The organism is Deinococcus taeanensis, from assembly GCF_020229735.1.
Taxonomy (GTDB): Bacteria; Deinococcota; Deinococci; order Deinococcales; family Deinococcaceae; genus Deinococcus; species Deinococcus taeanensis.
Genome location: NZ_CP083455.1, coordinates 2,426,495 through 2,451,379 on the forward strand (window position 1 = coordinate 2,426,495; position 24,885 = coordinate 2,451,379).

The 24,885-nt window shown below is 68.8% G+C and carries 27 protein-coding genes; 11 read left to right on the forward strand and 16 right to left on the reverse strand.

Annotated elements, in window-relative coordinates:
• Positions 1-44 precede the first annotated feature (44 nt).
• The 6 genes from LAJ19_RS11670 to LAJ19_RS11695 all read right to left on the reverse strand — a co-directional run bounded on the left by LAJ19_RS11670 (position 45) and on the right by LAJ19_RS11695 (position 4,856).
• On the reverse strand, positions 45-980 hold the full coding sequence (locus tag LAJ19_RS11670) for a magnesium transporter CorA family protein (RefSeq protein WP_225475918.1): 936 nt from the start codon (positions 978-980) through the stop codon (positions 45-47).
• 257 nt (positions 981-1,237) lie between these two features.
• Positions 1,238-1,474 carry a ferredoxin gene (locus LAJ19_RS11675; RefSeq protein WP_225475919.1) on the reverse strand — a complete coding sequence of 79 codons (237 nt, stop codon included), beginning with the start codon at positions 1,472-1,474 and terminating at the stop codon, positions 1,238-1,240.
• Positions 1,475-1,583: 109 nt separating this feature from the next.
• Positions 1,584-2,375 (reverse strand): NTP transferase domain-containing protein, encoded by a 792-nt coding sequence (locus LAJ19_RS11680; protein WP_225475920.1) that lies wholly within the window; start codon positions 2,373-2,375, stop codon positions 1,584-1,586.
• Complete coding sequence (locus LAJ19_RS11685; RefSeq protein WP_225475921.1) at positions 2,323-3,801, reverse strand: sensor histidine kinase; 1,479 nt, start codon at positions 3,799-3,801, stop codon at positions 2,323-2,325. Before LAJ19_RS11685 ends, LAJ19_RS11680 begins: the two co-directional genes overlap by 53 nt.
• Positions 3,802-3,811: 10 nt before the next feature.
• Positions 3,812-4,474, reverse strand: coding sequence for a response regulator transcription factor (locus tag LAJ19_RS11690; RefSeq protein ID WP_225475922.1), 663 nt, complete (start codon positions 4,472-4,474; stop codon positions 3,812-3,814).
• A gap of 34 nt (positions 4,475-4,508) precedes the next feature.
• Positions 4,509-4,856 (reverse strand): DUF1232 domain-containing protein, encoded by a 348-nt coding sequence (locus LAJ19_RS11695; protein ID WP_225475923.1) that lies wholly within the window; start codon positions 4,854-4,856, stop codon positions 4,509-4,511.
• A 396-nt stretch (positions 4,857-5,252) separates the two neighbouring features.
• On the opposite strand from LAJ19_RS11695, the gene rplU reads away from it, so the two are divergent.
• From rplU to obgE, 3 genes are all read left to right on the forward strand, one after another.
• Positions 5,253-5,555: a 50S ribosomal protein L21 gene (gene rplU / locus LAJ19_RS11700; RefSeq protein ID WP_225475924.1), complete on the forward strand. Its 303-nt coding sequence runs from the start codon at positions 5,253-5,255 to the stop codon at positions 5,553-5,555.
• A gap of 17 nt (positions 5,556-5,572) precedes the next feature.
• Positions 5,573-5,845, forward strand: a complete 273-nt coding sequence (rpmA, locus tag LAJ19_RS11705) for a 50S ribosomal protein L27 (protein ID WP_225475925.1) — start codon at positions 5,573-5,575, stop codon at positions 5,843-5,845.
• Between the two features lie 213 nt (positions 5,846-6,058).
• Positions 6,059-7,396 (forward strand): GTPase ObgE, encoded by a 1,338-nt coding sequence (gene obgE / locus LAJ19_RS11710; RefSeq protein WP_225475926.1) that lies wholly within the window; start codon positions 6,059-6,061, stop codon positions 7,394-7,396.
• A 51-nt stretch (positions 7,397-7,447) separates the two neighbouring features.
• On the opposite strand, the gene LAJ19_RS11715 is transcribed toward obgE, so the two are convergent.
• Positions 7,448-7,939, reverse strand: a complete 492-nt coding sequence (locus LAJ19_RS11715; protein ID WP_225475927.1) for a thioredoxin-like domain-containing protein — start codon at positions 7,937-7,939, stop codon at positions 7,448-7,450.
• Between the two features lie 56 nt (positions 7,940-7,995).
• Positions 7,996-9,456 carry an MBL fold metallo-hydrolase RNA specificity domain-containing protein gene (locus tag LAJ19_RS11720; protein ID WP_225475928.1) on the reverse strand — a complete coding sequence of 487 codons (1,461 nt, stop codon included), beginning with the start codon at positions 9,454-9,456 and terminating at the stop codon, positions 7,996-7,998.
• A gap of 92 nt (positions 9,457-9,548) precedes the next feature.
• Between LAJ19_RS11720 and LAJ19_RS11725 the strand changes: the two genes are divergently transcribed.
• Both LAJ19_RS11725 and LAJ19_RS11730 read left to right on the forward strand, forming a co-directional pair.
• Positions 9,549-10,001, forward strand: coding sequence for a universal stress protein (locus LAJ19_RS11725; protein WP_225475929.1), 453 nt, complete (start codon positions 9,549-9,551; stop codon positions 9,999-10,001).
• The gene (locus LAJ19_RS11730) at positions 9,998-10,912 is read left to right on the forward strand and encodes an L-lactate dehydrogenase (RefSeq protein WP_225475930.1); all 915 of its coding nucleotides are present in this window, start codon (positions 9,998-10,000) and stop codon (positions 10,910-10,912) included. Before LAJ19_RS11725 ends, LAJ19_RS11730 begins: the two co-directional genes overlap by 4 nt.
• Here LAJ19_RS11730 and LAJ19_RS11735 read toward each other — a convergent pair.
• The 3 genes from LAJ19_RS11735 to LAJ19_RS11745 are packed head-to-tail and all read right to left on the reverse strand — an operon-like array spanning position 10,881 to position 13,432.
• Positions 10,881-11,894: an LptA/OstA family protein gene (locus LAJ19_RS11735; protein WP_225475931.1), complete on the reverse strand. Its 1,014-nt coding sequence runs from the start codon at positions 11,892-11,894 to the stop codon at positions 10,881-10,883. The genes LAJ19_RS11730 and LAJ19_RS11735 overlap by 32 nt on opposite strands.
• Positions 11,895-11,903: 9 nt before the next feature.
• Complete coding sequence (locus LAJ19_RS11740; protein ID WP_225475932.1) at positions 11,904-12,794, reverse strand: LptA/OstA family protein; 891 nt, start codon at positions 12,792-12,794, stop codon at positions 11,904-11,906.
• A 32-nt stretch (positions 12,795-12,826) separates the two neighbouring features.
• Positions 12,827-13,432, reverse strand: a complete 606-nt coding sequence (locus tag LAJ19_RS11745) for a hypothetical protein (protein WP_225475933.1) — start codon at positions 13,430-13,432, stop codon at positions 12,827-12,829.
• Between the two features lie 79 nt (positions 13,433-13,511).
• Between LAJ19_RS11745 and LAJ19_RS11750 the strand changes: the two genes are divergently transcribed.
• From LAJ19_RS11750 to LAJ19_RS11765, 4 genes are all read left to right on the forward strand, one after another.
• Positions 13,512-14,285 (forward strand): TatD family hydrolase, encoded by a 774-nt coding sequence (locus LAJ19_RS11750; RefSeq protein ID WP_225475934.1) that lies wholly within the window; start codon positions 13,512-13,514, stop codon positions 14,283-14,285.
• A 44-nt stretch (positions 14,286-14,329) separates the two neighbouring features.
• Positions 14,330-14,929 (forward strand): nitroreductase family protein, encoded by a 600-nt coding sequence (locus LAJ19_RS11755; protein ID WP_225475935.1) that lies wholly within the window; start codon positions 14,330-14,332, stop codon positions 14,927-14,929.
• A 1,176-nt stretch (positions 14,930-16,105) separates the two neighbouring features.
• Positions 16,106-16,855, forward strand: coding sequence for an Ig-like domain-containing protein (locus LAJ19_RS11760; protein WP_225475936.1), 750 nt, complete (start codon positions 16,106-16,108; stop codon positions 16,853-16,855).
• Between the two features lie 25 nt (positions 16,856-16,880).
• On the forward strand, positions 16,881-19,526 hold the full coding sequence (locus tag LAJ19_RS11765; RefSeq protein ID WP_225475937.1) for a S8 family serine peptidase: 2,646 nt from the start codon (positions 16,881-16,883) through the stop codon (positions 19,524-19,526).
• 62 nt (positions 19,527-19,588) lie between these two features.
• On the opposite strand, the gene cmk is transcribed toward LAJ19_RS11765, so the two are convergent.
• Positions 19,589-20,200: a (d)CMP kinase gene (gene cmk / locus LAJ19_RS11770; RefSeq protein WP_225475938.1), complete on the reverse strand. Its 612-nt coding sequence runs from the start codon at positions 20,198-20,200 to the stop codon at positions 19,589-19,591.
• 165 nt (positions 20,201-20,365) lie between these two features.
• Between cmk and LAJ19_RS11775 the strand changes: the two genes are divergently transcribed.
• Positions 20,366-21,178: a peptidylprolyl isomerase gene (locus LAJ19_RS11775; protein WP_225475939.1), complete on the forward strand. Its 813-nt coding sequence runs from the start codon at positions 20,366-20,368 to the stop codon at positions 21,176-21,178.
• A gap of 72 nt (positions 21,179-21,250) precedes the next feature.
• Here the strand turns inward: LAJ19_RS11775 and LAJ19_RS21920 are convergent, their stop codons facing one another.
• The 4 genes from LAJ19_RS21920 to LAJ19_RS11790 are packed head-to-tail and all read right to left on the reverse strand — an operon-like array spanning position 21,251 to position 23,916.
• The gene (locus LAJ19_RS21920; protein WP_349774810.1) at positions 21,251-21,751 is read right to left on the reverse strand and encodes a class I SAM-dependent methyltransferase; all 501 of its coding nucleotides are present in this window, start codon (positions 21,749-21,751) and stop codon (positions 21,251-21,253) included.
• A complete protein-coding gene (locus tag LAJ19_RS21925; RefSeq protein ID WP_349774811.1) occupies positions 21,748-22,134 on the reverse strand; it encodes a hypothetical protein in 387 nt (128 codons plus the stop codon). The genes LAJ19_RS21920 and LAJ19_RS21925 overlap by 4 nt, the downstream gene beginning before the upstream one ends.
• Positions 22,135-22,180: 46 nt before the next feature.
• Positions 22,181-23,176, reverse strand: coding sequence for a tRNA (guanine(46)-N(7))-methyltransferase TrmB (gene trmB / locus LAJ19_RS11785; protein WP_225475940.1), 996 nt, complete (start codon positions 23,174-23,176; stop codon positions 22,181-22,183).
• Positions 23,173-23,916 (reverse strand): FAD-dependent oxidoreductase, encoded by a 744-nt coding sequence (locus LAJ19_RS11790; protein WP_225475941.1) that lies wholly within the window; start codon positions 23,914-23,916, stop codon positions 23,173-23,175. The genes trmB and LAJ19_RS11790 overlap by 4 nt, the downstream gene beginning before the upstream one ends.
• Before the next feature lie 63 nt (positions 23,917-23,979).
• On the opposite strand from LAJ19_RS11790, the gene LAJ19_RS11795 reads away from it, so the two are divergent.
• Positions 23,980-24,876 (forward strand): RluA family pseudouridine synthase, encoded by an 897-nt coding sequence (locus LAJ19_RS11795; RefSeq protein WP_225475942.1) that lies wholly within the window; start codon positions 23,980-23,982, stop codon positions 24,874-24,876.
• The last annotated feature ends 9 nt before the right edge of the window (positions 24,877-24,885 follow it).

Consider the following 24,885-nt stretch of genomic DNA (forward strand, 5'->3'; position numbering starts at 1 on the left):
TCAGCGGCGGAGCGTTGCGCTCCGCCGCGTCGTGCTGCCGGGTCCTACAGTACGCGCAGGCGGTAGAACAGCGCCGCCAGGGTGCCGGCCAGCGCCAGGGCGAGCGCCAGCACGATCCACATGCCCTCCGGGTTCTCCTGGAAGGGCAGGGGCACGTTCATCCCGAACACGCTGGTCACCAGGGTGGGAATGGCCACCAGGATGGTCGTGACGGTCAGTACCTTCACCACCTGGTTGACGTTGTTGCTGATCACGCTGGCGAAGGCGCCGGCCATGCTGGTGAGAATGTTGCTGGCAATCGAGGCCATCTCGATGGCCTGCAGGTTCTCGATCAGCACGTCGTCGAGCAGGTCGCTGTCCTCCTCGTACATTTCGAAGATGCGGTCGCGTTTGACGCGTTCCATCATGGCCTCGTTGGCTTTCAGGCCGGTCAGGAAGTACACGAGGCTCTTCTCGAGTTTCAGGAGGTTCAGCAGCTCGCGGTTCTGCTGGCTGTTCTCGAGTTTGTCCTCGATGGTGTCCACGCGTTTGTTGATCTGGCGCACGTCTATCAGGAACCGCTGGGCGTTGCGCAGGAACAGCTGCAGCGTCAGGCGGTTTTTCTTCACGGTGCTGACGCGCCGCACCAGACCGCCGAGCACGTCCTTGATCACGGGGTTCTCCGGCAGGGCACACACGGTCACGAGACAGTGGTCGGTGTGCAGGATGCCCAGCGGTACGGTGTCGTACGGAATGTCACTGTCCTGCGCGAGGCGGTAACTGGTCTGCATGATGATCAGCAGCTGCCCGTCCTCCCGTTCAAAGCGGGAGCGTTCGTCCGGGTCAAGCGGGTAGGAGAGGTAGTCGAGGTCCAGCCCGGTTTCCCGGGCGACGCGGGCGAGTTCCTCGGGGGTGGGATCAGCAGCGTTGATCCAGCAGCCGTCGATGTACCCGTCAATGGTGTTCAGTTTGCCGCCGACGCTGCGGTAGTACGTCAGCATGCGCGGCCTGCCTGGGTGGGGTGGTGCATGACGCGACCTCCGTGGGGGGGTGAGACGTGATCAGAGGCCGAAAACTGGGCGGTTCGCCGTCCAGGGTGTGGGGGTCTGGGTTCACGTCATCACCTCCTTTTCGGGGCGCGCCGACCTCAAGGTGGGAGCGCAGCGCCGGTCATGCTAGCCCCCGCGTGTGGCGGGCGGCAAGGGCTGCGCCTCCCGGCTCCCGGGGGTGGGAGGGGAGGCGCTGGGGGGTGGGGGGCTTACAGGCCGAAGTGGACGCGGTTCTTGACGATGAACTCTTCCTCGCCGCCCGGAACGTCCTCTTCAGGGAAGATGGCGCTGACGGGGCAGGCGGGAACGCACGCGCCGCAGTCGATGCATTCGTCGGGGTGGATCACGAACTGGTCACCGCCGTCATAGATGCATTCCACCGGGCAGACCTCGGTGCAGGCCTGGTCCTTGACGCCGATGCAGGGGCTAACGATCACGTGAGGCATAAGGGACAGTATGCACACCCCGGGGAAGTGGCGCAAGGGCGAAACTGGACAGCGTTTTTTTCGTTCCCATCGGCAAAACCGAGTGCACGACTCGGAATTGGGACAGGGTTCAGGACCGGGCCGGGGCAGCAGACAGCTGCCGCTCGGCCAGGGCCAGGTCGGCGTCCTTGTCCACGTCGGTGCCTACGGCCGCGTGCGGCGTGACCAGCGCGCAGGCCTTCACACCGAGCAGTCCAGACACGCGCTCCTCCAGCTGCCTGACGCTCAGGCGGCCGGTCAGCAGGCGCAGCAGGACGTCCCAGCCGATCAGGCCAGCCAGTCTCAGCGGCGCCTTGCGCGCGGCGAGCACCTCCCGCAGTCTCGGCAGGAACTGCCCGATCAGGGCGGGGTCCAGAATGAACAGATTCCCGCCGGTAAAGGTGCCGTCCCGCAGGCGGGCGTAGGTGCGTTTCACGCCCGGGTACGCCGCCTCGCAGATCTCACGGCGCACCACCGGGTACACCAGTCCGGCGTCCAGTGGGGCGCTGTCCAGCACGTCGCGCACGTCCGCTGCCGTCAGCATGGGCACGTCAGCGGTGACCACCAGCACCCGCTCGCCGGGCGTGAGGCCCAGGCCGCGCAGGGCCTCCACGCCGGCCTCCAGGTTGCTCAGCAGGGTGCCGTGATCGGTGACGCGCACGTCCACGTGCCCCTCCAGGGTGGGCGTGAGCGGCCCCACGTACGCCACGCGGGCCACGCGCTCACTGCCGCGCAGCGCCCGCAGGACGTGCAGGGCCATGGGTTCGCCCGCCACGGGAATCAGGGGTTTGACCTTCACGCCGTGCGCCGCCGCGAAGGGGTCACCGGGGTCACCGCCGCCCAGCACCACGGCGCTCCAGCGCGTCTCTGCCTGCCTGTTCATTGCCGCCCAGGGTAGCACCCGCCCGCGCGGCTCCACCCTCCCCCGGCAGGTGCAGCGCCGCCCGGAACCCCGCGCCGGGCGCACTCTGCAGCGCGAGGGTCCCGCCGTGAAGCTGCGCCACGTGCCGCGCCAGGGCCAGGCCCAGGCCGTGCCCGCTGAGGCCGGAAGCGTCCGCGGTGCGGCTGGCGTCGGGGCGGTAGAACGCCTCGCCGAGACGCGCCAGGGTGGCTTCGTCCACGCCGGGCCCGTCATCCTGCACGGTGACGGCCGCGCCGCCGCTCACGGCCCGCACCTGCACGGTGACCGTCGCGCCCGGCGCGTGCCGCACCGCGTTGGTCGTGAGATTCCAGATGGCCTGCCCCAGCAGCACGCGGTCGCCGGGGACGGTCACGGCCTGCGGGGCGTCGAGGTCCACGTCGGCCAGCGGGTCCAGTTCGCGCGCGCGGTCCACAGCGTCCGCCGCGAGGTCCCGCAGCGGCACGGGCGCACGCTGCACGGCGGCCGGGTCACGGGCCAGCAGCAGCAGGTGGTTGGCGAGCGTGGCCAGCCGGGTGATATCCGTGCCGATCTCCTGCAGGTCCGCGCGGTAGCGCGCCGCGTCCCGCTCGCGCGCCAGGGTCCCCTCCACCCGGGCCGTCAGGGCGGCGAGTGGGGAGCGGAGGTCGTGCGCCGCGGCGCGCAGGAAGCCCTGCTCCCGGTCGCGCGCGTCGGCAAGGTGCGCGTAGCTGCGCTGCAGGGTCAGGGCCAGCCGGGCGAGTTCGTCGCCGTGCCCGGCCCCGGGCAGGGGGCGGCGCAGGTCGCCGCCCTCGCCCACGGCCCGCGCCGCGCTTTCCAGGGCGCGCACCGGACGCAGCAGGCGCCCGGCCACCACCCAGCCGACCAGCAGGGACAGCAGCAGGGCCAGCGGCAGCAGCCACGTCAGGGCGCGGGTGAACGCCTGGCGGGCCTCCCTGAGGGCGCGGGCGTCCACGGCGACCTGCAGCAGCGTTCCGGCGCGCAGGGACCGCACCAGGATCAGGTGCGCGCCGGTGGCGGTCAGGTACGCACCTGGGCCGGGGCGGAGGTTCAGTGGCACGCCACCGGGAAAGTTGGGGGTCCCGACCGAGGCGAGACCGCCGGACTGCGGCGCCACCACTCGCAGATCCACGGTGCGGCGGTCCACGTCGTCGGCAATGCGTTCCAGGTCCGTCTGGGCGATGGTGGTCACACCCAGCAGGGTGCCCAGCAGGTTCTCATCGGGCCGGGGGCGCAGCAGGCCCTCCACGCGGCCCTGCACGGCCTCCACCACGCTCAGGAGCCGCTGTTCCTGGGCCTGGCGCAGGAAGCCGTTCACGCTCCAGTACAGCCCGGCGGCAACCAGCGTCACGGCGAGGCCGGTGGCGAGCGCGGCCCAGAGGGCCAGCTGGGCGCGCAGGGTCAGGCGCACCGCGGCCCCGTCAGCGTTCCACGCGGTAGCCGCGGCCGCGTTCGGAACTGATGGCTTCGGGCGCCAGTTTGCGCCGCACGTAGCGCACGTACACGTCCACGATCCGGGCCTCTCCTCCGAATTCCGGTCCCCACACGCGGTCGATCAGGTCCTCACGGGTGAACCAGCGTTCCGGAGACTGCGCCAGCACCTCCAGCAGCGCGTACTCGCGGCCGGTCACGGCCACCTCCGCGCCGTCCCAGGTGACTGTGCGGGCCACGGTGTCCAGCGTGCCCCGCCCGCCGGTGAAGGTGACCTGGGGGGCCGCGCCGCCCCGTTCACGCCGCGCCAGGGCGCGCAGCGTGGCCAGCAGTTCGGGCACCGCGAACGGCTTGACGAGGTACGCGTCGCCGCCGAGATCCAGGCCTTCGACCCGGTCGGGGAGTTCGCCCCGGGCCGTGAGGAACAGAATGGCGGATTCCACGCCCTGTGAACGCAGCTCCCGCGCGATCTGAAAGCCGTCCAGGCCGGGCAGCATGACGTCCAGGATAATCAGGGGGTAGTCACCCAGGGCCGCGGCCTCCAGCCCCTCAGGTCCGGTCTGTGCCCAGGTGACGGCGTACCCGGCCTCGCGCAGCGCACTGACGGTCGGCTGCGCAATCCGGGCATCGTCCTCCACCAGCAGCAGTCTCATGACACTCAGTGTAGGTGGGGGGGTTAAAGGGTCGTTAGGTCAGCGCGCGCCACGCGGCCCAGCCCAGCAGGGTTACCAGTGCGGCCGCGGTCACTGCGGCGGCGGGCACCAGCCAGGGCAGGCGGCGCTGCACGCTCAGGCTGCGGCGCTGCGCCTGCGCCAGGACGGGAGCGGGCAGGGTGCGGGCCGCCAGAGCCAGCAGGGTGGGCACGATCAGGAGGTCGTCTGCCACGCCCAGGACCGGGGTCAGGTCCGGCAGGAGGTCCAGGGGCAGCAGCGCGTACCCCAGCGCCAGCAGGGCCAGGAGTTTCGCGCCGGCCGGGGTGCGGCGGTCGCCCAGCGCAAACAGCAGGGCCAGCGCGTCGCGCCAGGTGGCTTTCACTCGGGTGATCACAGCGCTGATACGCGGGGAGGAAGCCCCGGGTTCCGTGCTAGACTGGTCAGGTCAGCTGTGCCGGTCCTCGGGCCGCGCAGCTCCGGAGGTCAGACGAACAGCCGGCTCGCCCCGCGCGAGTCCACGTGTACCGCAAGGACACGTTGCACAGATACGGGAACCCGCACGCAACCCATTGCTACGCCCCGCTCCGCGCGAGGGCCGACGCTGTTGCCTGCTCCGCCCCGTGTCCGCGCCGCTGATCGCCGGACCCGGGTGGGTTTCCGTTGACCGGTCCCCTGCCTGGTGTGTTACAGTACTTGCTTGGTGACCCGCCGAGCGGGTGCAGCAGGCCAAGGCCGCCCAGGGCAGCGTTTCTTCGGGCGCGCGGCAGGAGGAAAGACCATGTTTGCAATCATTCAGACCGGCGGGAAGCAGTACCGCGTGCAGGAAGGCGACGTTATCCGCGTCGAGAGCCTGAAGGGCGAAGCGGGCGACAAGCTCGACCTGACCCCCCTCTTCGTGGGTGGCGACAGCGCCTCCTTCGGTGACGCGGCCAGCAAGTTCACCGTGAACGCCGAAGTCGTCGAGCACGGCCGCGGCGAGAAGATCTACGTGCGCAAGTACAAGAGCGGCGTGCAGTACCGCCGCCGTACCGGTCACCGCCAGGACTACACCGCCATCAAGATCCTGGGCATCAAGGGCTAAGGGAGGACTGACTTAACATGGCACACAAGAAAGGCGTAGGTTCGTCCAAGAACGGCCGTGACAGCAACCCCAAGTACCTCGGCGTGAAGAAGTTCGGCGGCGAGAAGGTGCTGGCCGGCAACATCCTCGTGCGTCAGCGCGGCACCAAATTCAAGGCCGGCCCGAACGTGGGCATGGGCCGTGACCACACCCTGTTCGCGCTGGAAAACGGGCAGGTCGTGTTCACGAACCGTGGCGCGAAGGGCCGCTTCATCAGCATCGAAGTGCCCACCGAAACCGCCGCCGACTGAGGTCGCGGCAGCCCAGGAACGCCGGTCCCCCAGGGGAACCGGCGTTCTGCGCTGACCGGCAAAGGTGCGCGTGCTGCTCCCGGGGCGCACCGGACTGATAGACTGGTGTGTGTTGCGGCCTGACCGCCGCGCCCGCCCCACGGGGCAAGGGTCCGCGTGCGGTCAGGCTGCGTTCGCGTTGACCGCGCGTGCGGGCAGCGTAAAGGAGTGATCGTGGCGTTTCGTGATGTTCTGAATATCGAGGTGGCCGCCGGGAACGGCGGGGACGGCAGCATGTCCTTCCACCGGGCGAAGTACATGGAAAAAGGCGGCCCGGACGGCGGGCACGGTGGGCGCGGGGGCAGCATCATCCTGCGCGCCATTGAAGGCGTCGAGAGTCTGGAGCGGCTGGTGGGCCGCCGCAAGTTCAAAGCCCCGAACGGCGCGTACGGCGAGGGCCGGCTGCGTCAGGGCTCAGACGGTGAGGACATCTACATCGACGTGCCGGTCGGCACCACCGCGTTCGATGAGGACAGCGGGAAGGTCATTGCGGACCTGGTGCGCGTCGGGCAGGAGAAGGTCATCGCACGCGGCGGCTTCGGCGGGCGCGGCAACAGCACCTTCACCAGCAGCACCCGGCAGGCCCCGCGGTTCGCCGAACTCGGCACGCCCGGCCAGAAACGCCGCGTCCGCCTGGAACTGCGCCTGATTGCGGACGTGGGCCTCGTAGGGTACCCGAATGCCGGGAAGAGCAGCCTGCTGGCCGCGCTGTCCCGCGCGAACCCCGCCATCGCGGACTACCCGTTCACGACCCTCTCCCCCATTCTGGGTGTCGTGGACCGCATGGACGCCAACGGCACGTCCGTGGACGAACGCTTCACGCTGGCCGACATTCCCGGCATCATCGAGGGCGCCAGCGAAGGCAAGGGCCTGGGCCTGGAGTTCCTGCGGCACATCAGCCGCACGCGCCTGCTGGTGTACGTCCTGGACGTGACCCGCAACCCGGTGGAGGAGCTGCGGCAGCTGCAGGCCGAGCTGCGCGCCTACGACCCCACCCTGCTGGACCAGGTGGCCCTGATCGCCCTGAACAAGGTGGAGCTGACCGACGAGGACCTCGCCGTAATGGTGGAAGATGAACTCGCGCAGTTCGGCCTGCCGGTCGTGCAGGTCAGCGCCAAGGGTGGTCAGGGCCTTGCAGCGCTGCGTGAAGCCGTCTTCCAGCTGCTGCCCGACCGGGAACTCTGGGCGCAGACGCACGCGCTGGACATCGAATCCGATGACGTGCGTGAGGAGCCGCTGCGCATCGAATTCCGCATTGATCCGGCCGCCAGGGGCGTGGGCATCATCAACGACGGCCAGCCTGAACGGGTCTGGTCCGTGCACGGCGGGGGCTTCGAGGAACGCATCGTGCGCTTTGCCCGCTACCTGGAGGACGCCGCGGAGTACCTGGGCAACCTCTTCAAGCGTCAGGGGCTGTACAACGCCCTGAAACGCGCCGGGGCACGCGAGGGCGACACCGTGGAGATCGGCACGTTCCGTTTCGAGTACTTCGACGACGAGGACAACCGCTAAGCACGTCAGCAGGGGGGCCACGCCAGCTGGCGTGGCCCCCCTGGTCTGAATTCAGCGGGTCTCGCCGTACGCGCCGCTGCACGACGCGCCGCGTTCAGGCGCCGTGGCACCCTGCTCGTACTTGTCCAGGAACGCCTTCAGGCGGCTGTCGTCGGCCTGATCCACTTTCAGCTGCGCGCCCCAGGCGCTCGCGGCCACCGGGGTGTCCAGTCCCTCGTAGGGGCTGAGCAGGGTGTACGGGCGGCCTTCCACAAGCTTGCGCAGGGTCGCCACCTGGGCGGCGTCCAGGTTCGGGCGGTACGTGATCCACACGGCCCCGTGCTCCAGGCTGTGCACGGCGTACTCGTTGTACAGAGGGCGGTCGTACACGCCGCAGTTCTGCCACGTGGCGTTGTGCGGCCCGCCGGCGGGCGGCGTCTCGGCGTAGATCAGCGAACCGCTGCGGTGATCCCCGGCCGGGTACGTGAAGGTCTTGACGCCCTCAATACCCTGGGAGCCGCAGGCGGTCAGGACGAGCAGAAGCAGGGGCAGCGCGCGTGTCATTGAACGTCAGAGTAACGGGTACGCGTGAAAACGCCCAGGGGCACCCGGCCCCCACCCTACTCGCCTGCCTCAGGGCGCGGCCCGGTGGGGGCCTCATCGGTGAAGCCCGGAGGCCGCCCCTGCGGGAAGCCAGGCCCGGTCAGGTTTACAGGCTGCCGGTCAGGCACAATGTCGCCCTTCAGGCCGCGCGCCTCCAGCACCGGCAGAAAGGCCGCCATGACGTCCGGTTCACCGTGCACCAGCCACACGTGCGGCGTGCCGGCCGTGCCCAGGAAGGCCAGCAGGTCATCCTGGTCGGCGTGCGCGGAGAAGCCGCCAATGGTGTGCACCCTGGCGCGCACCGCGATGTCCTCGCCCATCAGGCGCACGTGGTCCGCGCCGGTCACGATCCGCCCGCCCAGACTGCTGGGCGACTGGTACGACACGACAATCAGGCTGGTGGTGGGTTTCCACAGGTGATGCTTGAGGTGATGCTGGATGCGGCCGCCCGTCATCATGCCGTTCCCCGCCAGGATGATTGCCGGGCCGTCGTACCGGTTGATGCGCTGGGATTCGGCGCTGGTGGGCACCACATGCAGCGTGCTGGGCCGGAAGGGGTCCTCCCCCGCCTGCAGCGTGGCCCGCACTTCGGGAATCAGTTCGTCGCCGTACTCGAAGTACTCATGCGTGGCGCGCGCCGCCATGGGCGAATCCAGGAAGACCGGGATGCGCGGCACCTCTCCGGCGTCCATCAGGGTTTTCAAGGTGTGCAGGATGGTCTGCGTGCGTTCAATGGCGAAACTGGGAATCAGGATCTTGCCGCCCTGGCGCACCGACTCGCGCAGCGCGTCGCGGAACTCCCCCAGCGTGGCCGGCCAGGGGCGGTGCGTGCGGTTGGCGTACGTGGTTTCGATCACCACAGCGTCCACCGCCGGGGGCGGCGTGAAGTCCAGCTGCAGGCCGCTCTCGCGGTTGCCCAGGTCACCACTCATCAGCAGGCGACCGTCGGGGGTCTCCAGCAGCAGGTACGCGCTGCCCAGGATGTGACCGGCCCGCTGCGGCGTGACCCGCACGCCTGCCACGCCTGCCGTCTCCCCGAACGTCAGGCTGGGCCGCAGCAGCGCCAGCGCCCGGTGGACGTCCTCCTCCTCGTACAGGGGCGGGGGCACCTGGTCATCCGCGAGGCCCTGCCGCCGGGCGCGGCGCAGGTCATGCCGGTACCCATCCACCTGCAGCCGCGCGGAGTCGAGCAGCACAGTTTCGGTCAGTGCGGCGGTGGGCGCGGTGCAGTGCACCGGACCCCGGTAGCCGCGCTTCACCAGCAGCGGCAGGCGTCCCACGTGATCCAGGTGAGCGTGCGTGAGGATCACGCCGTCCAGAGCAGTCACGTCAAAGGAGAACGGCTCGCGGTTGCGGGCTTCCAGTTCATCGTTGCCCTGGAACAGCCCGCAGTCGATCAGCAGCTGCCGGTCACCAAGCGTGAGGAGGTGCATGCTGCCGGTGACCGTGCAGGCCGCCCCGAAGCTCTGGAGTTGCATAGGGCAGTCTAGGCGCCCACGCTGCTGCGCCCGCCTTTAGGTGCTCTTCAGCTTCCCGGTGGGCCGGGTGGGGTGGGGTGTACGTTCAGGCCATGACGCAGCACACCGCAAGCGGTTTCCAGCGCATCCTGGTCGGCATGGATTTCTCCGCGTCCTCCCGCGCGGCCCTGCAGGCGGCCCGCACGCGCTTTCCAGGCGCGACGCTGTGCCTGGTGCACGTCACCGACGCCCGCGTGACCGCTGCACCGGACCTGATGGGCGGCGTGACGCCCGCCATGCCGGACCCGGCGCTGCTTCACACCATGGAGAACGCCGACGCCAGCCGGATGGACCGCGAAGCGCAGCCTGGCGAGGACACCATGCAACTGGTCGGGGACCCCGTCACCGGCATCCTGGACGCCGCGCGCACCTGGGGGGCGGACCTGATCGTGGTCGGCACGCATGCCCAGGGCATGCTGGAACACTTCTTCCTCGGGAGCACCGCCGAGAAGATCGTGGCGCGCAGTCCTCTTCCGGTGCTGACCGTCCGGGCGGGGTCGCAGTGAAGGTTGGGGTGGTCGGCGCCGGCCTGGTCGGCGCGACCGCCGCGTACGCCCTGACCCTGCGCGGCTCGTGCAGTGAACTGGTCCTTACCGATGTGGACGAGAGCCGCGCCCGCGCCGAGGCGCAGGACATCGCGCACGCGGCGCCGGTCAGTCACGGCACCCGCGTGTGCAGCGGCCCGCTGGAGGACCTGCGAGGCAGCGCCGTGGTGATCGTCGCGGCCGGCGCCAGCCAGAAGCCGGGCGAAACCCGCCTGGACCTCCTGCAGAAGAACGCCGCGATTTTCCGCGACCTGATTCCCCGCGTTGCCCAGGCCGCACCGGACGCGGCGCTGCTGATCGCCACCAACCCCGTGGACCTCCTGACCGACCTGAGCGTAAACCTCGCGCCGGCCCAGCCGGTCATCGGGTCGGGCACCGTGCTGGACTCCGCGCGGTTCCGGCACCTGATCGCCGCCCATACCGGCGTGGACGCCACGCACGTGCACGGCTACGTGCTTGGTGAGCACGGTGACAGCGAGGTGATCGCCTGGAGCACCGCAACCGTGGCGGGCCTGCCCGTCGAGGCGTTCATGAACGCCCGCGGCCGGCCCTGGACACCTGAGATCCGCGCGCAGATCGAACAGGACACACGTGAGGCCGCCGCGCAGATCATCGGAGGCAAACGCGCCACGTACTACGGCATCGGCGCGTCACTCGCCCGGATTACGGAACGCATTCTCGGCGACCGCCGGGCTGTCCTGACCGTCAGCGCCCCCACGCCGGACTTCGGGATCAGTCTGTCCGTGCCGCGTGTCCTCGGCCGGGCCGGGGTGCTCGACACGGTCCTCCCGGCCCTGACGGGCGCGGAGCGTGACGCCCTGGAGCGCAGTGCGCAGGTGCTCAGGGACGCCCGGGCGCAGCTGCAGGGGTAGGCGCGGCGGGCGGGTCACCGTCCATGAATTCCCCCGTGATGGTGCCGCCCTCGCCCTTCACGGCGTAGACCTCGTTGCGTTCCAGGTCATACACAATCAGCCCGGCGCGCAGCGTGTCATTTCCCTTCACGCTGCGCGCCGGCTCCTCGGCCGTGCCGTACAGCCGCGCCACGTTGCGGGTGTCGTCGTACTCCACGCGCGCCGCCTCGCTGACCCGTCCGCCTGCCGAGTTCAGGACCACGTTGCCCACCAGGGTGGTCTTCTCGTCGTCCACACTCACCTCAATCCGGTCACTCTTGCCGGTCAGGGGGTCGGTGTCGCTGCTCCGCCGGAACACGATCGGACCGTCAATGCGGGCCACACCGTCCGAACTGTCGTACACCAGTTTCTGGCCCTTCAGTTCGGTGCGGCCCTGCGTGACCAGGACCGTGTCCGGCGCCGCCTGCGGCGCGGCCTCCACGGCGCAGCGACTCAGGCGGTCCGTTTTTCCTTCCGGCGCTTCGTCCAGAAACCTGGCGGTGCCGCCACTGGCCTCCACCCGGCCGTCACTGCCCTCCTGGCCGTCCCTGGGCGGCAGTTGCGTCACGACGGCCAGGGGCACGCGGATCACGTTCTTGTCGATGGTGAGCCGCACCCCGCCGACGCCTGCCTCACTGAACACCGCGAGGGTTGGCGTGTTCTCCGGCTCACCGTCCTGGGGCGTGCAGATCGCGAAGATGCCCGTCTCATCACTCGTGCCGGACTTGACGATCACGATTCGCCGCTCAACGCCGTCCTTCTCGCTGCGGCGCACCAGTTCCAGACTTGACTGCTCCGCCTCCGCTCCGGCCGGGGCGTCATCCGGGGCAGGCGAGGTGGCTGGCGCCGGCGTGACCTGCGCAGCAGGCCCGGTCTGCGCCAGCGCCCACACGAAGGGCGCCCCCCCGCCGAGCAGCAGGGCCAGGGTCAGGCGCGCAGCAACGGTCCAGCGGGAGGGCAGCATGCGAGGAGTTTACTTCTCGCGGGTGAGCCGGAACTGATCGGTGGGGATCTTGTACGCCGCGTTCAGGGCGCGCACCCGCGCCAGATCAGTGCGCTGCTCCAGGTACCCGCTGGCGGGAGCCTTGACCGTCACGCGGCTCTTGCTGTCCACGCTCACGGCGTTGCCCACCACGTACGCCACGTTCTTCCGGTCGTCGTAGTACACGGCGTCCCCGGTGGTGGTGGTCGTGCCCTGGACGAGCTTCACGCCGCCGCGGACGTACAGCGTCTTGCTTTTCGTCAGGGCGCGCACCTCCTGACCGGTGATGATCAGCTCTTTCTGGCCGCTCTTCGCGGCGCGCGTCAGGCTGGGGGTGCCGGTCAGGAGCGCCAGCTCACGCTTCTCGTCGAAGATGAGTTTGTCGGCCTTGCCGCTCTGCGCGCCGTTGGAGAGGGTGACGTTCCCCGTGCTGGTGGACTCGTCGTTGTCCACGTCCAGGCTCATGGTGGCGGCCCTGATGGTGACCGTGTCCCCGTCTGCCTTGTTCTCCGGAACGAACGTGGCGCTTGCACTGCCGTTCAGGACGCCCTGCCCGGTGCTCTCGTCGTAGGCAAGGCTGCTGCCGGTCGCACTCAGACGCCCGCGGTCGACCTTCACGTTCCCGGTGAAATTCGCGGTGCGTCTGCCCTTGGCCTCGATCAACGGGGTGCCCTTCGGGGCGGCGAGAACCGCCTGTGCCGCCTCAATGTTCAGGGTGCTGACCCTGGCCTTGACCGGGTTGCCCACGAACGTCAGCGGGCCGTTGCGCACGTCGCCGCGCGGGCCGCCTTCAATGGTGATCAGGCGTTTGCCGGCGTCAGTCTGCGCGAGCACGGGGGCGGTCAGGGCCAGCAGGACCAGCAGGGAAGTCGTCTTGTTCATGGGGTCTCCTTGGGGTGCAGGTGGGTGGCGGCTCAGCCGAGCGGGACGCGGCGACCGTTCTCACAGGTTTCCGTGGGGTCAAGGGCAAAGCTGTACTTCGAGGTGGCCGGATCCGAGTCCTCGATCACGAAATCGAAGGTCATCTTCAGGCGGCCGACCGTGCCGTTCATATTGGGTGAGCTGATGCGGGCCGTCGCCGCGCTGAAGCCCTGCCCCTGCTCGATCCTGACGGGCGCCTGGGCGCCGCCCGTCAGGTCGATGTCCGCACACTGCTGCACCAGCGTGATGCGCGCCTGACGGGTGGTCAGGTTGTCCTGGCCGTCAATGGTGAGATCCGGGGCACTCAGGGTGGCGTCCAGTCGCTCGGTGACCTGCCCGGCAGCGCTGCGTTCCTTCACGACCCGCTGCCCGCCGGACAGACCGGTCAGGAGTGTCGTGCCGGCCACAGGGTCGTTCTTCACGTCCGAGGCCCGGAAACTCCATACGGCGTTCGGATCGCGTGACGGAAACAACCTGAGCTGCACACCACTCAGGCGCGCACCGGACTGACTGGCGTCCGGTGCCCCCGTGGGCAGGAACGCGAACAGCAGGGCGAACCCCACAATGCCCGTCAGGGCGTACAGGCCGACGTTGTGCACGGCCGCACTCTAGCGCGCCGGTCTCATGAGAGTGATGGGGGTCCCGTGGGATTCCGCAGGGGGGCGCTACCCTGCACGCATGATCGACTCGCACACCCACCTGGACTACCTGGACGATCCGGCCAGCGCGCGCGGCGAGCTGGGGCTGAGTGCCATGATCTGCGTCGGCGCCAGCCCCCAGCACGCCCGGAACGCCGTGGCACTCGCCGAGCAGTTCAGTGACGTGTACGCCACCGTGGGCCTGCACCCCACCGACACCGCAGAAGACAGCCCGGAAGCCCGCGCGCAGCTCGAAGCCCTGGCCGGGCACCCCCGCGTGGTCGGCATCGGCGAAAGCGGCCTGGACGACTACTGGGACCCCACCAAACGCGCGGCCCAGCAGCAGGCCTTCGAGTGGCAGCTGGACCTCGCCCGGCGCAACGGGAAAACCCTGGTCATCCACACCCGCGACCAGGCCGGTCAGGACAGCGCCCACCGGGGCGTCATGGACATCCTGAACGCCTGGCCGGACGTACCGGTGATCCTGCACTGCTTCAGCGGGCACCAAGGACTGCTGCGCTTCGGGTTGCACCGCGGGGAACACACCTTCTTCGGCTTCGCGGGCAACACCACCTACAAGACGGCGCTCGACATTCAGGCCGCCGCGCGCGACCTGCCGCTGTCACGCCTCCTGCTGGAAACGGACGCGCCGTTCCTGGCTCCCGTTCCGAAACGCGGCAAACCCAACCGGCCCGGGTACGTCCGGCACACCCTGAATTTCATCGCCGCGCTGCGGGACATGGACCCAGCCGACCTGGAGCGCGCCACGGACGAGAACACCCGCCGCGCCTACCACCTGCCCACGCCGCAGTAACGCCCCCCGGACGCGCCAGGCCTGCACGCGGCATCATAAACGTCATGACCGCGACCCTTCCCCCAACCCTGTCCGCCCAGGCCCAGGCGGTGCTGGACGTCATTCACACGCGCCGCACAGTGGACCTTGCGCTGCTGCAACCCGACCCGGTGCCACGTGAGGTGACCGAAGCAATCCTGACGGCCGGCACGTGGGCCCCGACGCACGGACGGACCGAACCGTGGCGGTTCACGGTGTTCACCGGGCCAGGGCGCGCGCAGCTCGCAGAAATGTTCGCGCAGGCGTACGCGGCGGGCAGCGCCCCTGACCGTGACAGCGAGCCGGCCCTCGCAGCGCAACGGGCCCGGGCGTGGCGGGCACCCCTGTGGATCAGCCTGGAACTGCACATGCCAGCCCGGCCAAAAATGCCGGAGTGGGAAGAGCAGGCGGCACTGGCGTGCGCGGCACAGAACATGCTGCTGGCCGCCACGGCGTTCGGTCTGGCCGGCAAGTGGGTCAGTGGCCCGGTCATGATCAGTCCAGTCACGGCCGCGGCCCTCGGCGCCCCGAAACTGCTGGGATTGCTGTACCTGGGCTACCCGGCGGGTGACCGGCCCGCCAGCACGCGCGCGCCCCTGTCGGAAAAGGTCACCTGGGTAGAGTAACGACCGTCACCGGGGCTTCAGGAAAAACTCCACGCTGCGGCCCAGAGCCAAACGGAGATTCACACTGAGATTGTGGTTGCCCCCAGGGTACCGGCAGGCTTCGACAGGCTGGCCAGCGGCCCGCAGGTCCCGCGCGAGGGCATGCCGAAAGGCGTACGGCATGTCCTCGTCCGCGGTACCGTGATGTAGCTGCAGGGGCCGACCGCGCAGTTTCCTCAGAGACATGCTCGGGCTCAGCAGGCGCAGGAAGCGCCGGTTCCGCGGGCTCCGGGCGCGGGGCGCACCAGCCGGTGGATTCCAGTCGGTGGACAGAACGTCATACCCGGCTACACCCCGGTCCACAACGACGCAGCTTTCAGATCCGGGTCGATCAGCATGGCCTTCAGGCTCAACTGCCCATCCCTAGAGTGCCCCCACAGGCCCATGCGGGCAGAGTTCACGCGGTGTCCTTTTTCAGGCTCGTCAGCGCAGTCATCACATCCGTGGTGTACCCAGCGTAGTACCCCGCCCAGATCTTCACCCTCGCTGCTGCTGTGCCCGCCGTCATCACTTTTGAGGGTCACGAACCCCGCCTGGGCGAGGCGTCCTGGCAGGCCACGTACCGCTCGGCGCTTCGGCACGCCCGGGGCGAAATGTAGCCGTGATTAAGCACAATGGCCATCCGCTCTTCGGGGCCGCGCCCCGCGGCACGGTCAGCAGCGCGTTGATCCGCAGGCCGTCCGACTGGGAGCTCATCACCTGCCGCGTGTTGTTGCTGCGTGGCATGAGTGGCTAACGCACCGTCAGCGCCTTGCCCGGTTAGGACTTCTGCCGGATCTTAGGCGACTCATCCGGGCTGCTTCCACAGTGTTCAACGCTCGTTCAACGCTGCTGGGTCCGAGCCGCGAGGTCAGAACTCGCAGAGCAGGACCAGCACATACCTCCACGCTCAAGGGCTTTCCTCCGCACAAAAGCACTTCGGTCAACGGGCGGAGCTTAAGCGACCCACGACTGCCTGAACAGTGGGTGTGAGCAGCCTGAGTCAAGCTTGCGGCTCCACCAGCCGGCCGCTATGATGATGCTCCACAGCAAGACAACGCTTGATCTCACATCAGGCACCTGAACGGCCTTCACGCTGTTGCGCTCCCGTATGGACCGATGACAGATGAAGCCTGGGCAGGTTTTCAAGGAGCACACATGAAGCGAACTGGCCCGTTCCTGTTTCTTGCCCTGACCGGTGCACTCCTCACAGCGTGCACGCCACACAGAACCCCCGATGCCACCAAACCGGCTGTCACCCTGACTGCGGCCCCCACCACGGTCAACGCGTCCAGAGCCATCACCCTGACCGCGACGGCCACGGACAACGTCGGGGTGAGTCAGGTGGCGTTCTACCGCGGGACGACCCTGATCAGCACCGACACCACTGCCCCCTACACGGCCACGGACAACGTGACCAGTGCTCAGAACGGCACCCTGACCTACCGCGCCGTGGCATCCGACGCTGCTGGCAACACCGCTGAGGCAAGCGCCACTGTGACGGTCGCCATTGCTGACGCGAACGAGCCCAATGACAGCGTCGCGACTGCCACGACGCTGGCGATCGGCGGAACGGCCAACGGGGCGATCACGGCTCAGGGGCGCGACATGGACTACTTCAAGTTCACGGCCACCACGGGCGACATGCTGCAACTGAATGTCCGCAGTGTCAGCGTGAACCCCAGCAGCACCCTGGACCCCTACGTGACGATCCTGATGCCCGACGGGAAGACCATCCTGGAGAAGGATGATGACAGTGGCGCCGGCCTGGAATCCGAGATCCGCTTCAACGTTCCCCAGAGTGGCACCTACACCGTGGTGGTGACCAGCTTCAATATTCACGACGATCCCGTTGCCACCGACGATAAGGCCACCAACACCTACCAGATCGCCCTGAGCCGCCGTTAAGGCGCGTGAACGCAAGGAGTTCCCTGTGAAGACTTCCCTCAAGACCGTGTCCCTGCTGAGCCTGGCGCTCGTCCTGGGTGCCTGCGGTAACAACAGCGCCCCCACTGCCCAGAAGAACCCCGTGAAGAATACGCAGGCGGCTGCCAGCGTGCCCGCCAGATGGTTCGTGGAACTGCAGGGCGACCCGACGACCTTGAGCAGCCAGAGTGTCACCGGGCAGCAGGCCGCGTTCCGCGCCCAGGCGGCTCAGCTGGGCCTGAAGTATCAGGAACTGAAGAGTTACCACACGCTGTTCAACGGCTTCGTCGTGCAGGCCACGCAGGCGAACATCAACCGCATCAGCCGTATGCCCGGCGTGCTGGGCGTGTACCCGGTGCAGGAAGTCAAAGCGCCCATCGTGGAACGCAATCTGACGGCCGCCCTGACGCCAGAGATGTACTCCGCCAACAAGATGACCGGCGCCGACATTGCCCAGAACGAACTGGGGCTGACGGGCAAGGGCGTCAAGGTCGGCGTCATTGATACCGGCGTTGATCTGGAACACCCGGCATTTGCCGGTCGTGTGGTGGCACAGTACGACTTTGTAGGTGATGCCTATGACGCTGGCGGCGAAGGTGACGCGCTCAAGCCGCACCCGGATCCCATTGCCGATGACTGCGGCGGGCACGGTTCGCACGTGGCGGGCATCGTGGGCGGCAACGACCCCAGCAAGGGCTTCAAGGGCGTCGCGCCGGACGTGAGCTTCGGCGCATACCGCGTGTTCGGCTGTGACGGCAGCACTGACGAGAGCGTCATGATTGACGCCCTGGAACGTGCCTACGCCGATGGAATGCAGGTCGTGAACCTCAGCATCGGGTCTGCCTTTGAGAACTGGGAAGCTACGCCCTCTGCGAAGGTCGCCAGCCGCCTCGTGAAAAAAGGCATGGTTGTGGTGGCCAGCGCCGGGAACAGTGGTACCAGCGGCCAGTACTCCATGGGCGGCGTTACCATGGGCGACAACGTGATCTCTGTTGCTTCCGTAAGCAACACCGAGATTGAGGTCAACAACTTCACCATCACGCCGGACGGCAGCAAAATCGGGTACTTCGCCGCGACGGGCGCGCCGACCGCCACGGTCGGGGCCACGCTTCCCATCACGAAGAACCCGGCCAGCACTACCGCCACGGCCAATGACGGGTGCCTCGTGGGTGGCGTGAACCCCTTCACAGCTGGCAGCCTGACCGGAAAAGCCGTCCTGATCCGCCGTGGCAGCTGCACGTTCTACGAAAAAACCAAGAACGCCCAGGACGCCGGGGCGTCGGCCGTGATCATCTACAACAACACGACGGGTTACATCAGCCCGTCGCTGTCTGGCGCGGCAACCATCACTATTCCAGTGGTGGCAGTCAGCGCGGCCGATGGTGCCAAGATCGACGGATTGATCGGCGGTGGACTCACCATGACCTTTAACGCCGGGAAGATCATCATTCCGAACCCCACGGCCAACACCCTGGACTCGTACTCCTCGTACGGGATGAGTGCCGAACTGGAACTCAAGCCTGATATTGCCGCGCCCGGGGGGAATATCCGCAGTGCCTGGCCGCTGAGCAACGATCCCAGCGGCTACGCCACCCTCAGCGGCACCTCAATGGCTTCTCCTCACGTGGCTGGCGCCGCCGCGCTGATGCTGCAGGCCTTCCCGAACACCAGGGCCAAGGACATGCGCGGCCTGCTGATGAACAGCGCCTCCCTGCGCTGGTACCGCAATGCCGGCGGCACGCTGTTCAGCGGTCTGCCCGACTACGTGCAGCGCCAGGGCGCCGGTATGGTGGACATTGTCGCCTCGTACTACAGCACGGTGCGCGCCACGCCCAACAAGCTCAGCCTGGGTGAAAGTGCGTCCTTCGCCACGCGAAGCAAGGTCGTGGTGCTGAAGAACACCTGGTCGCGCACCGAGACGTTCACGGCCCACCACTACCCTGCTCTGACGGTGGGCGGCACCACCTTCGCGCCCAGCCCTGTGACGAAGTACGCCACAGTGACGATCAACGGTCAGGACGCTGACAATGGCACCGTGGCAATTACCGTGCCGGCCAGCGGCGAGGCCGAAATGAACGTCGTGATTACGCCCCCCGCAGGTGCCGCCGACAAGAGCCAGTACGGCGGGTACATCGTGCTCGAAAGCAAGTCCGGGCAGAACATGGTGATTCCCTACGGCGGTTTCAAGGGCGACTACCAGAGTATTCAGGTGCTCGGGGATACCAAGTGGGGCACGTACACTGCGAACTTCCCGGCGCTGAACGACGCCAAGGCCGACTACTGGTACGAAGAGGGCGAGGTTCCCACCGGCACCATCGACTACACTATGGCCGAGGACGACCAGCCGGAAGTCTGGGCGCACTTCGCGCACCAGGCGCGCAAGGTGACCTTTGAGGTGCTCGACGCCAACGGCGCCCTGGTCGATACCCTGGGTGTGTACAACTACCTGCGCCGCAACGGCACGAACGTCGTGTCCTCCGGCGCCGACGCCTTCTTCACCTTCAACTGGGACGGCAAGCTCAGCAACGGCAACACGGCCCCCAACGGCGTGTACCAGCTGCGCCTGAAGGTGCTCAAGGCGCTGGGCGACGAGACGGTCGCCAGTGACACCGAGGTCTACACCAGTCAGAAGTTCACCGTCGCGCGCCCCTGAGGCCCCGTACGGACGCCGCCGGCCCCTGTGTGGGGCCGGCGGTTTTTTCACCTGGGGGCTGCTCAGCGCAGCGCGCGGAGAATCTCGTCAATAACGCCCTGCAGGGTCAGGGGGCCGGTGTCGATCACGCGGGCGTCTGGGGCGGGCGCGCTCTGCACGGTGTCCAGGCGGTCACGCTCTGTCAGGGCGGCCTCAATGGCAGGAATGTCTTCCGGGCGTTCCCGGGCGCGGCGTTCGGCGCGCACGCGGGGGCTGGCGGTCAGGTAGAACTTCGCGCTGGCGTGCGGAAAGACGTTGGTGCCCATGTCGCGGCCCTCCGCGACGAACGGGGCCGGCAGGGCGCGCAGCTGGGCGTCCACCCAGGCGCGCACCTCGGGCAGGGTAGCGACGGTGCTCACCCCGGCGTCCACGCGGGTGGAGTGGAGGGCCGCGGTGAGGTCCTGGTCAGCCTGCCAGACGTGGTTGCCGCTGGCGCTGGGTTCGAGGTGCACGCCGCGCAGCAAGGGTAGCAGCGCCGGCGCTTCATCCAGGGGCACGCCGCCCTGCAGGCCGAGCAGGGTCACGGCGCGGTACAGCAGGCCGCTGGACACGTACGGCACGCCCAGTGCCTGCGCGACTCCGGAGGACACGCTGGATTTTCCGCTGGCCGCCACGCCGTCAATGGTCACGATCATCAGGTGCGCAGTGTATAGCGGCGCCTGGGTGAACAAAATGCCTTCCGGCCGGTCGCGGGCCTCCAGGTGGGTGCACCGTCCGGGCGGCGGGGTCCATGGGGGCGAGGGGCGCTGCACCTTCCGCATGACGCGCCGGGCACGCCGCCCGCTAGACTGGCGGGGACCATGAAACACGCTGCCCTGATCCTGACCGCGCTGCTTGCCCTGACTGCCTGCCAGAAGAAGGAGGAGGCGTCGACGTCCACCAGCACGACCACGACTGAAACAACCAAGGACGCCAGCACTGAGGCGGACGCAGCCAGCACGACCAAGACCACGGAAAGCACGGCCGCGGAAAGCACCGGCGCCAAGAGTGCAACGCCGGCCGCGGTGAACACGCCCGGGCCGGTGCCTGCCGGGTACACCGCCGTGCCGTTCCTGACGCAGGCGCCCAAGCGGGAGTTTGCGGCGGAGCCCGACATGGCCCTCACGGACGGCAAGGACTACTACGCGCTGATTGACACGAACCGGGGCCAGGTGCTGGCGGACCTGTACGAACAGGAGACGCCGGTCACCGTGAACAACTTCGTGTTCCTGGCCCGCAACCATTACTTCGACGGCATCCGCTTTCACCGCGTCATTGAGGGGTTCATGGCGCAGACCGGGGACCCCAAGAGCGTGAACGACGCGCAGAAGACCGAGTGGGGCACGGGCGGGCCCGGGTACCAGTTCGCCGACGAGTTCCGTCAGAAGCTGACGTTCAACAGCAGCGGCATCCTGGCCATGGCGAACAGCGGTCCGGCCACCAACGGCAGCCAGTTTTTCATCACGTTCGCACCCACCGACTTCCTGAACGGGAAGCACACGATTTTCGGGAAGGTCGTGACGGGTGAGGATCTCCTGCCGAAACTCACGCGGACCATGGATGGGAACAACAGTGAGATCAGCGGCGCCGTGGCCGACAAGATCCTGACTGTCCGAATCCTCACGAAAGGCTGACCTGCCCGCACCCCACAAGCCAGCGGTGACCCCAGGGCAGCCTGGGCGTCACCGTTTTCTACTGCGGGGCGCTCAGAGCTCCAGGTGGGTGGGGGTGCAGGCGCCGGTGGGGATGGCGGTGAGAAGCACTTCGTACTTGCCGGTCACGAAGATCTTGAAACCGTGTTTCTGTAAGCCTCGCCGGGCGTTCGTGACGTCCGCGGCGAGCAGGCTGAGGTCCGGCCGGGCGTAGTTGCGCATGCGGGCGCCGTAGGAGAGGCTGCCGTCCCGGTAGCGGGCGTTCGGGTAGCCGAGAATCAGGCCGCCGGTGGAGGTCAGGTGCTGGCGGCGCAGCGTGGCGAGCAGCACGTCCTGCGTCACGCCGGGGCTCTGCAGCAGGCTGAGGGCCAGGATCAGGTCGAAGTGACCCAGCGCGGCCGGCAGGGTGTTCACGTCATGGGCTTCGAAGCTGGCCTGCGGGTGCCGGGTCCGGGCGGCCCTGAGGGCCGCCTCGTCGAGGTCCACGCCGGTCACCGCGAAGGAGCGGTCGGGGAAGGCCAGTGTCAGGGCGTCGAGTTCGTGCCCGGCGTTCACGCCGAGGGCGAGAATGCGGCCGCCGGGCGGGGGTTCACGCGGCGCAGGGCTTCCACGAACGTGGTGAGGAACACGGGGTCCTCGAGTTTGTTCACGCGGGCCCAGTCGCCGTCCGGGCCGTAGCCGGCGTGGTCGGGGTCGCGCGCTGGGGCGTGGGCGCGCAGCGTGATCTGCACGCGGCCGTCCGCCGGGCGCTGTGGGGTGAGCAGGTGGGCGTGCAGGAGGTCGGCCAGGTCCGTCCAGGTCTGCCAGGGGCGGTGCGTGCCGTGCGCGGTGAGTTCACCGGCGTAGCGGCCCAGGCCGCCGTCCGGGTCGGGAACCGTGAAGGTCACCTCGCCGTGGGCGCGCAGCAGGTCGCGCACGGCGGGCAGCAGGTCGCTCATGGGTTCGTTCGTAAAGTGCAGCGCGCGCTGTTCGGGGCGGGTCAGGTCAGTACCCCCGGTGCTTCACGGCCGCGCCCTGCGTTTCCAGCCAGCGGGTGACGGTGCCCACTGCGGCCTTCACGCCGGGGGTGATGATGGGGCCGCCGAACTTGGCGAGCCGCACGAGGTGCGTGCCGTCCTCGCGGGCGGTGATGCCCACCAGGACCTCCTGGGTGAGTTCGCCTTCCACGACGTGCGCCAGGGCCACCCAGCCGTCGCGGCGCAGGCCCTGGTACAGGTCGAGCAGGATCACGGTCCAGCCTGCGCCTTCGTCGGCGTTGCGGCTGCCGGGGCTGCGTTCGGTGACTTTGTCGAAGGCCTGGGGGTTGAAGGTGTCGGGCAGGGTCAGGACGGCGTGGGGCACGGTGGTGGGGTCCTCCGGATAGGGGGTGGTGAGCCCGTGCGGGACGGGCGGATGCGCGGTGGGCGTGAAGCGGGCGTGGTTCACGCCGAGGCCCAGGTCCCGCCACTTCAGGGCGTATTTCGTTTCCAGCGCGGCGGCGGGCGGCTCGCCGGTCTGCACGTGCATGACGCCGCTGGCCTGGGCTTCCTGACACGCGAACTGGAAGTACTCGTCGTGATCGGTGGTGAGCAGGACCGACCCGCCGGGTTTCAGGCGGCTGGCGGCCAGCCGGAAAAACGGGGCGCGCAGCAGGCGGTGGTCGGTATGACCGGCCTTGGGCCACGGGTCGGGGAAGTTCACGATGATCAGGTCCAGCCCGCCGTGCGGAACTACTTCCCGCACGAGGACGTCGGCGGGCATCTTGGTGAGGATGGCGTTCGTGAGCCCGGCGTCTCGCAGGCGGCGGTGCGCTTTGAGCAGGGACACCCCGGAGAGTTCCACACCCAGGTAGTTCGGAGGTTCAGGGAAGGTGGCGGCGTGGTGCGGCCAGAAGCGGCCGTCGCCAAACCCCACCTCCAGCACCCAGGGCCGGGCGGGGGTGGCCGGGTACAGGCGCGCGGCGAGGTCCGGGAACTGGAAGTCGCTGAGGCGGGCGATCAAGCGCGTTCCTCCGTCAGTGCGGCGGCGAGGCGCTCAGCGTCGAGCAGCACGCTCTGGTAGGTGTGCTCGCCGGGCGTGCACTGGCCCAGCATGCGCACGCGTTCGAGGCGGTTCACGTGGAAACCGCTGAGCTCACCGGGGGCGGGCGTGAGGAACCGGACGTCGTAGGGGGGTTCCACGCCTTCCCCTTGCGCGTGACGTTCCCCGCCGATCAGCCAGAGCCCGCTGGCGGTGAGGTCATCGGCCAGGAAGTCGTAGGCGACCTCGCTGAGGCGCCCGGCCTCCTCCATGGTGTCCCCCACCAGCAGCCGGCCTTTCAGGAACGCGCCGACCGCCAGCACGACCAGCCGGGCCTGCAGGACCGGGCCTTCCCACGTGGAGAGCGCCACGCGGTCCTCAGCTTCATCCAGGGCAGTGACGGTGCTCTGCAGCAGGTGAATGCCGGCGGTTTCCTCCACGCGGGCTTTCAGGTGCCGGTGGAAGGTCCAGCCGTCGGTGTCGGGCAGCAGGGCGGCGCGGACCTCCTCGAACAGACTGCCGGGCGGGAAGGTCACGCCGCGCGTGGTGGGCTGGTAGAGGTTACCCAGGTGATCAAGCGCCTGGGAGACCAGCAGCACGTCCTGCCCGGCGCGCGCCAGGCGCCAGGCAAGTTCGGTGCCGGCGAGACCCGCGCCGACCACGGCGACGTCGTACAGGTGCCCGGGCTGCGGGCGGCTTCGGGGGGAGGCGGGGCCAAACATCACCCCGCAGTGTAGAGCACGGGGTCCTGCACGCCGGGCCCTGCGTCTCCCCTACCCTGAGGTATGACCGAGCCGCGCCCCTCGAACGCCGGGTACGCCTTCCGCACGCAGGTCCGCCGGGGCGGCCAGACGGTTCTGGCGTTCCTGAGCGCCGAGTACCGGCACTCCAGCCTGCAGGAGTGGGCCGCGCGGCTCGCGGCGGGCGAGGTGGAGATCAGCGGCGCGCGCGCCCACGGCCCGGAGGTGCTGCGCGCCGGGCAGGTTGTCGTGTGGCACCGGCCCCCCTGGCAGGAGGAGGCCGCGCCCCTGCACTTTGAGGTGCTGCATGAGGACGAGGCGCTGCTCGCTGTGAACAAACCCTCGGGGTTGCCCACCCTGCCGGGAGGCGGGTTTCTGGCGCACACGCTGCTCACCCAGGTGCGCGCGCAGTACCCGGGCGCCAGTCCGCTGCACCGGCTGGGGCGCGGCACGAGCGGCATCGTGCTGTTCGCGCGGACCGGCGCGGCCGGATCGGCCCTGTCGCGCGCGTGGCGGGAGCACGACGTGCACAAGGTGTACCGTGCGCTGGCCGCCGGGGTGGCCGGCCCGGACCGCCTGGAGATCCGCACGCCGATCGGTCCGGTGCCTCACCCGCGCCTGGGCACCGTGCACGCCGCCACGCCGGACGGCAAACCGTCGCGCAGCGTGGCGACCGTCCGCGCACGCCGGGCGGACAGCACGCTGTTCGACGTCGAGATTCACACCGGCCGGCCGCACCAGATCCGCATTCACCTGGCCAGTGCCGGGCACCCGCTGGTCGGGGATCCGCTGTACGGCCCGGGCGGGGGGCCGCTGCCCGGCCTGCCGGGACTGCCCGGTGACCTGGGGTACCACCTGCACGCCTGGACCCTGGCGTTTACCCACCCGATCGGTGGCAGGCGCGTGCATCTGGAGGCCTGCCCCCCGGACGTCCTACACTGAGGGCGGTCA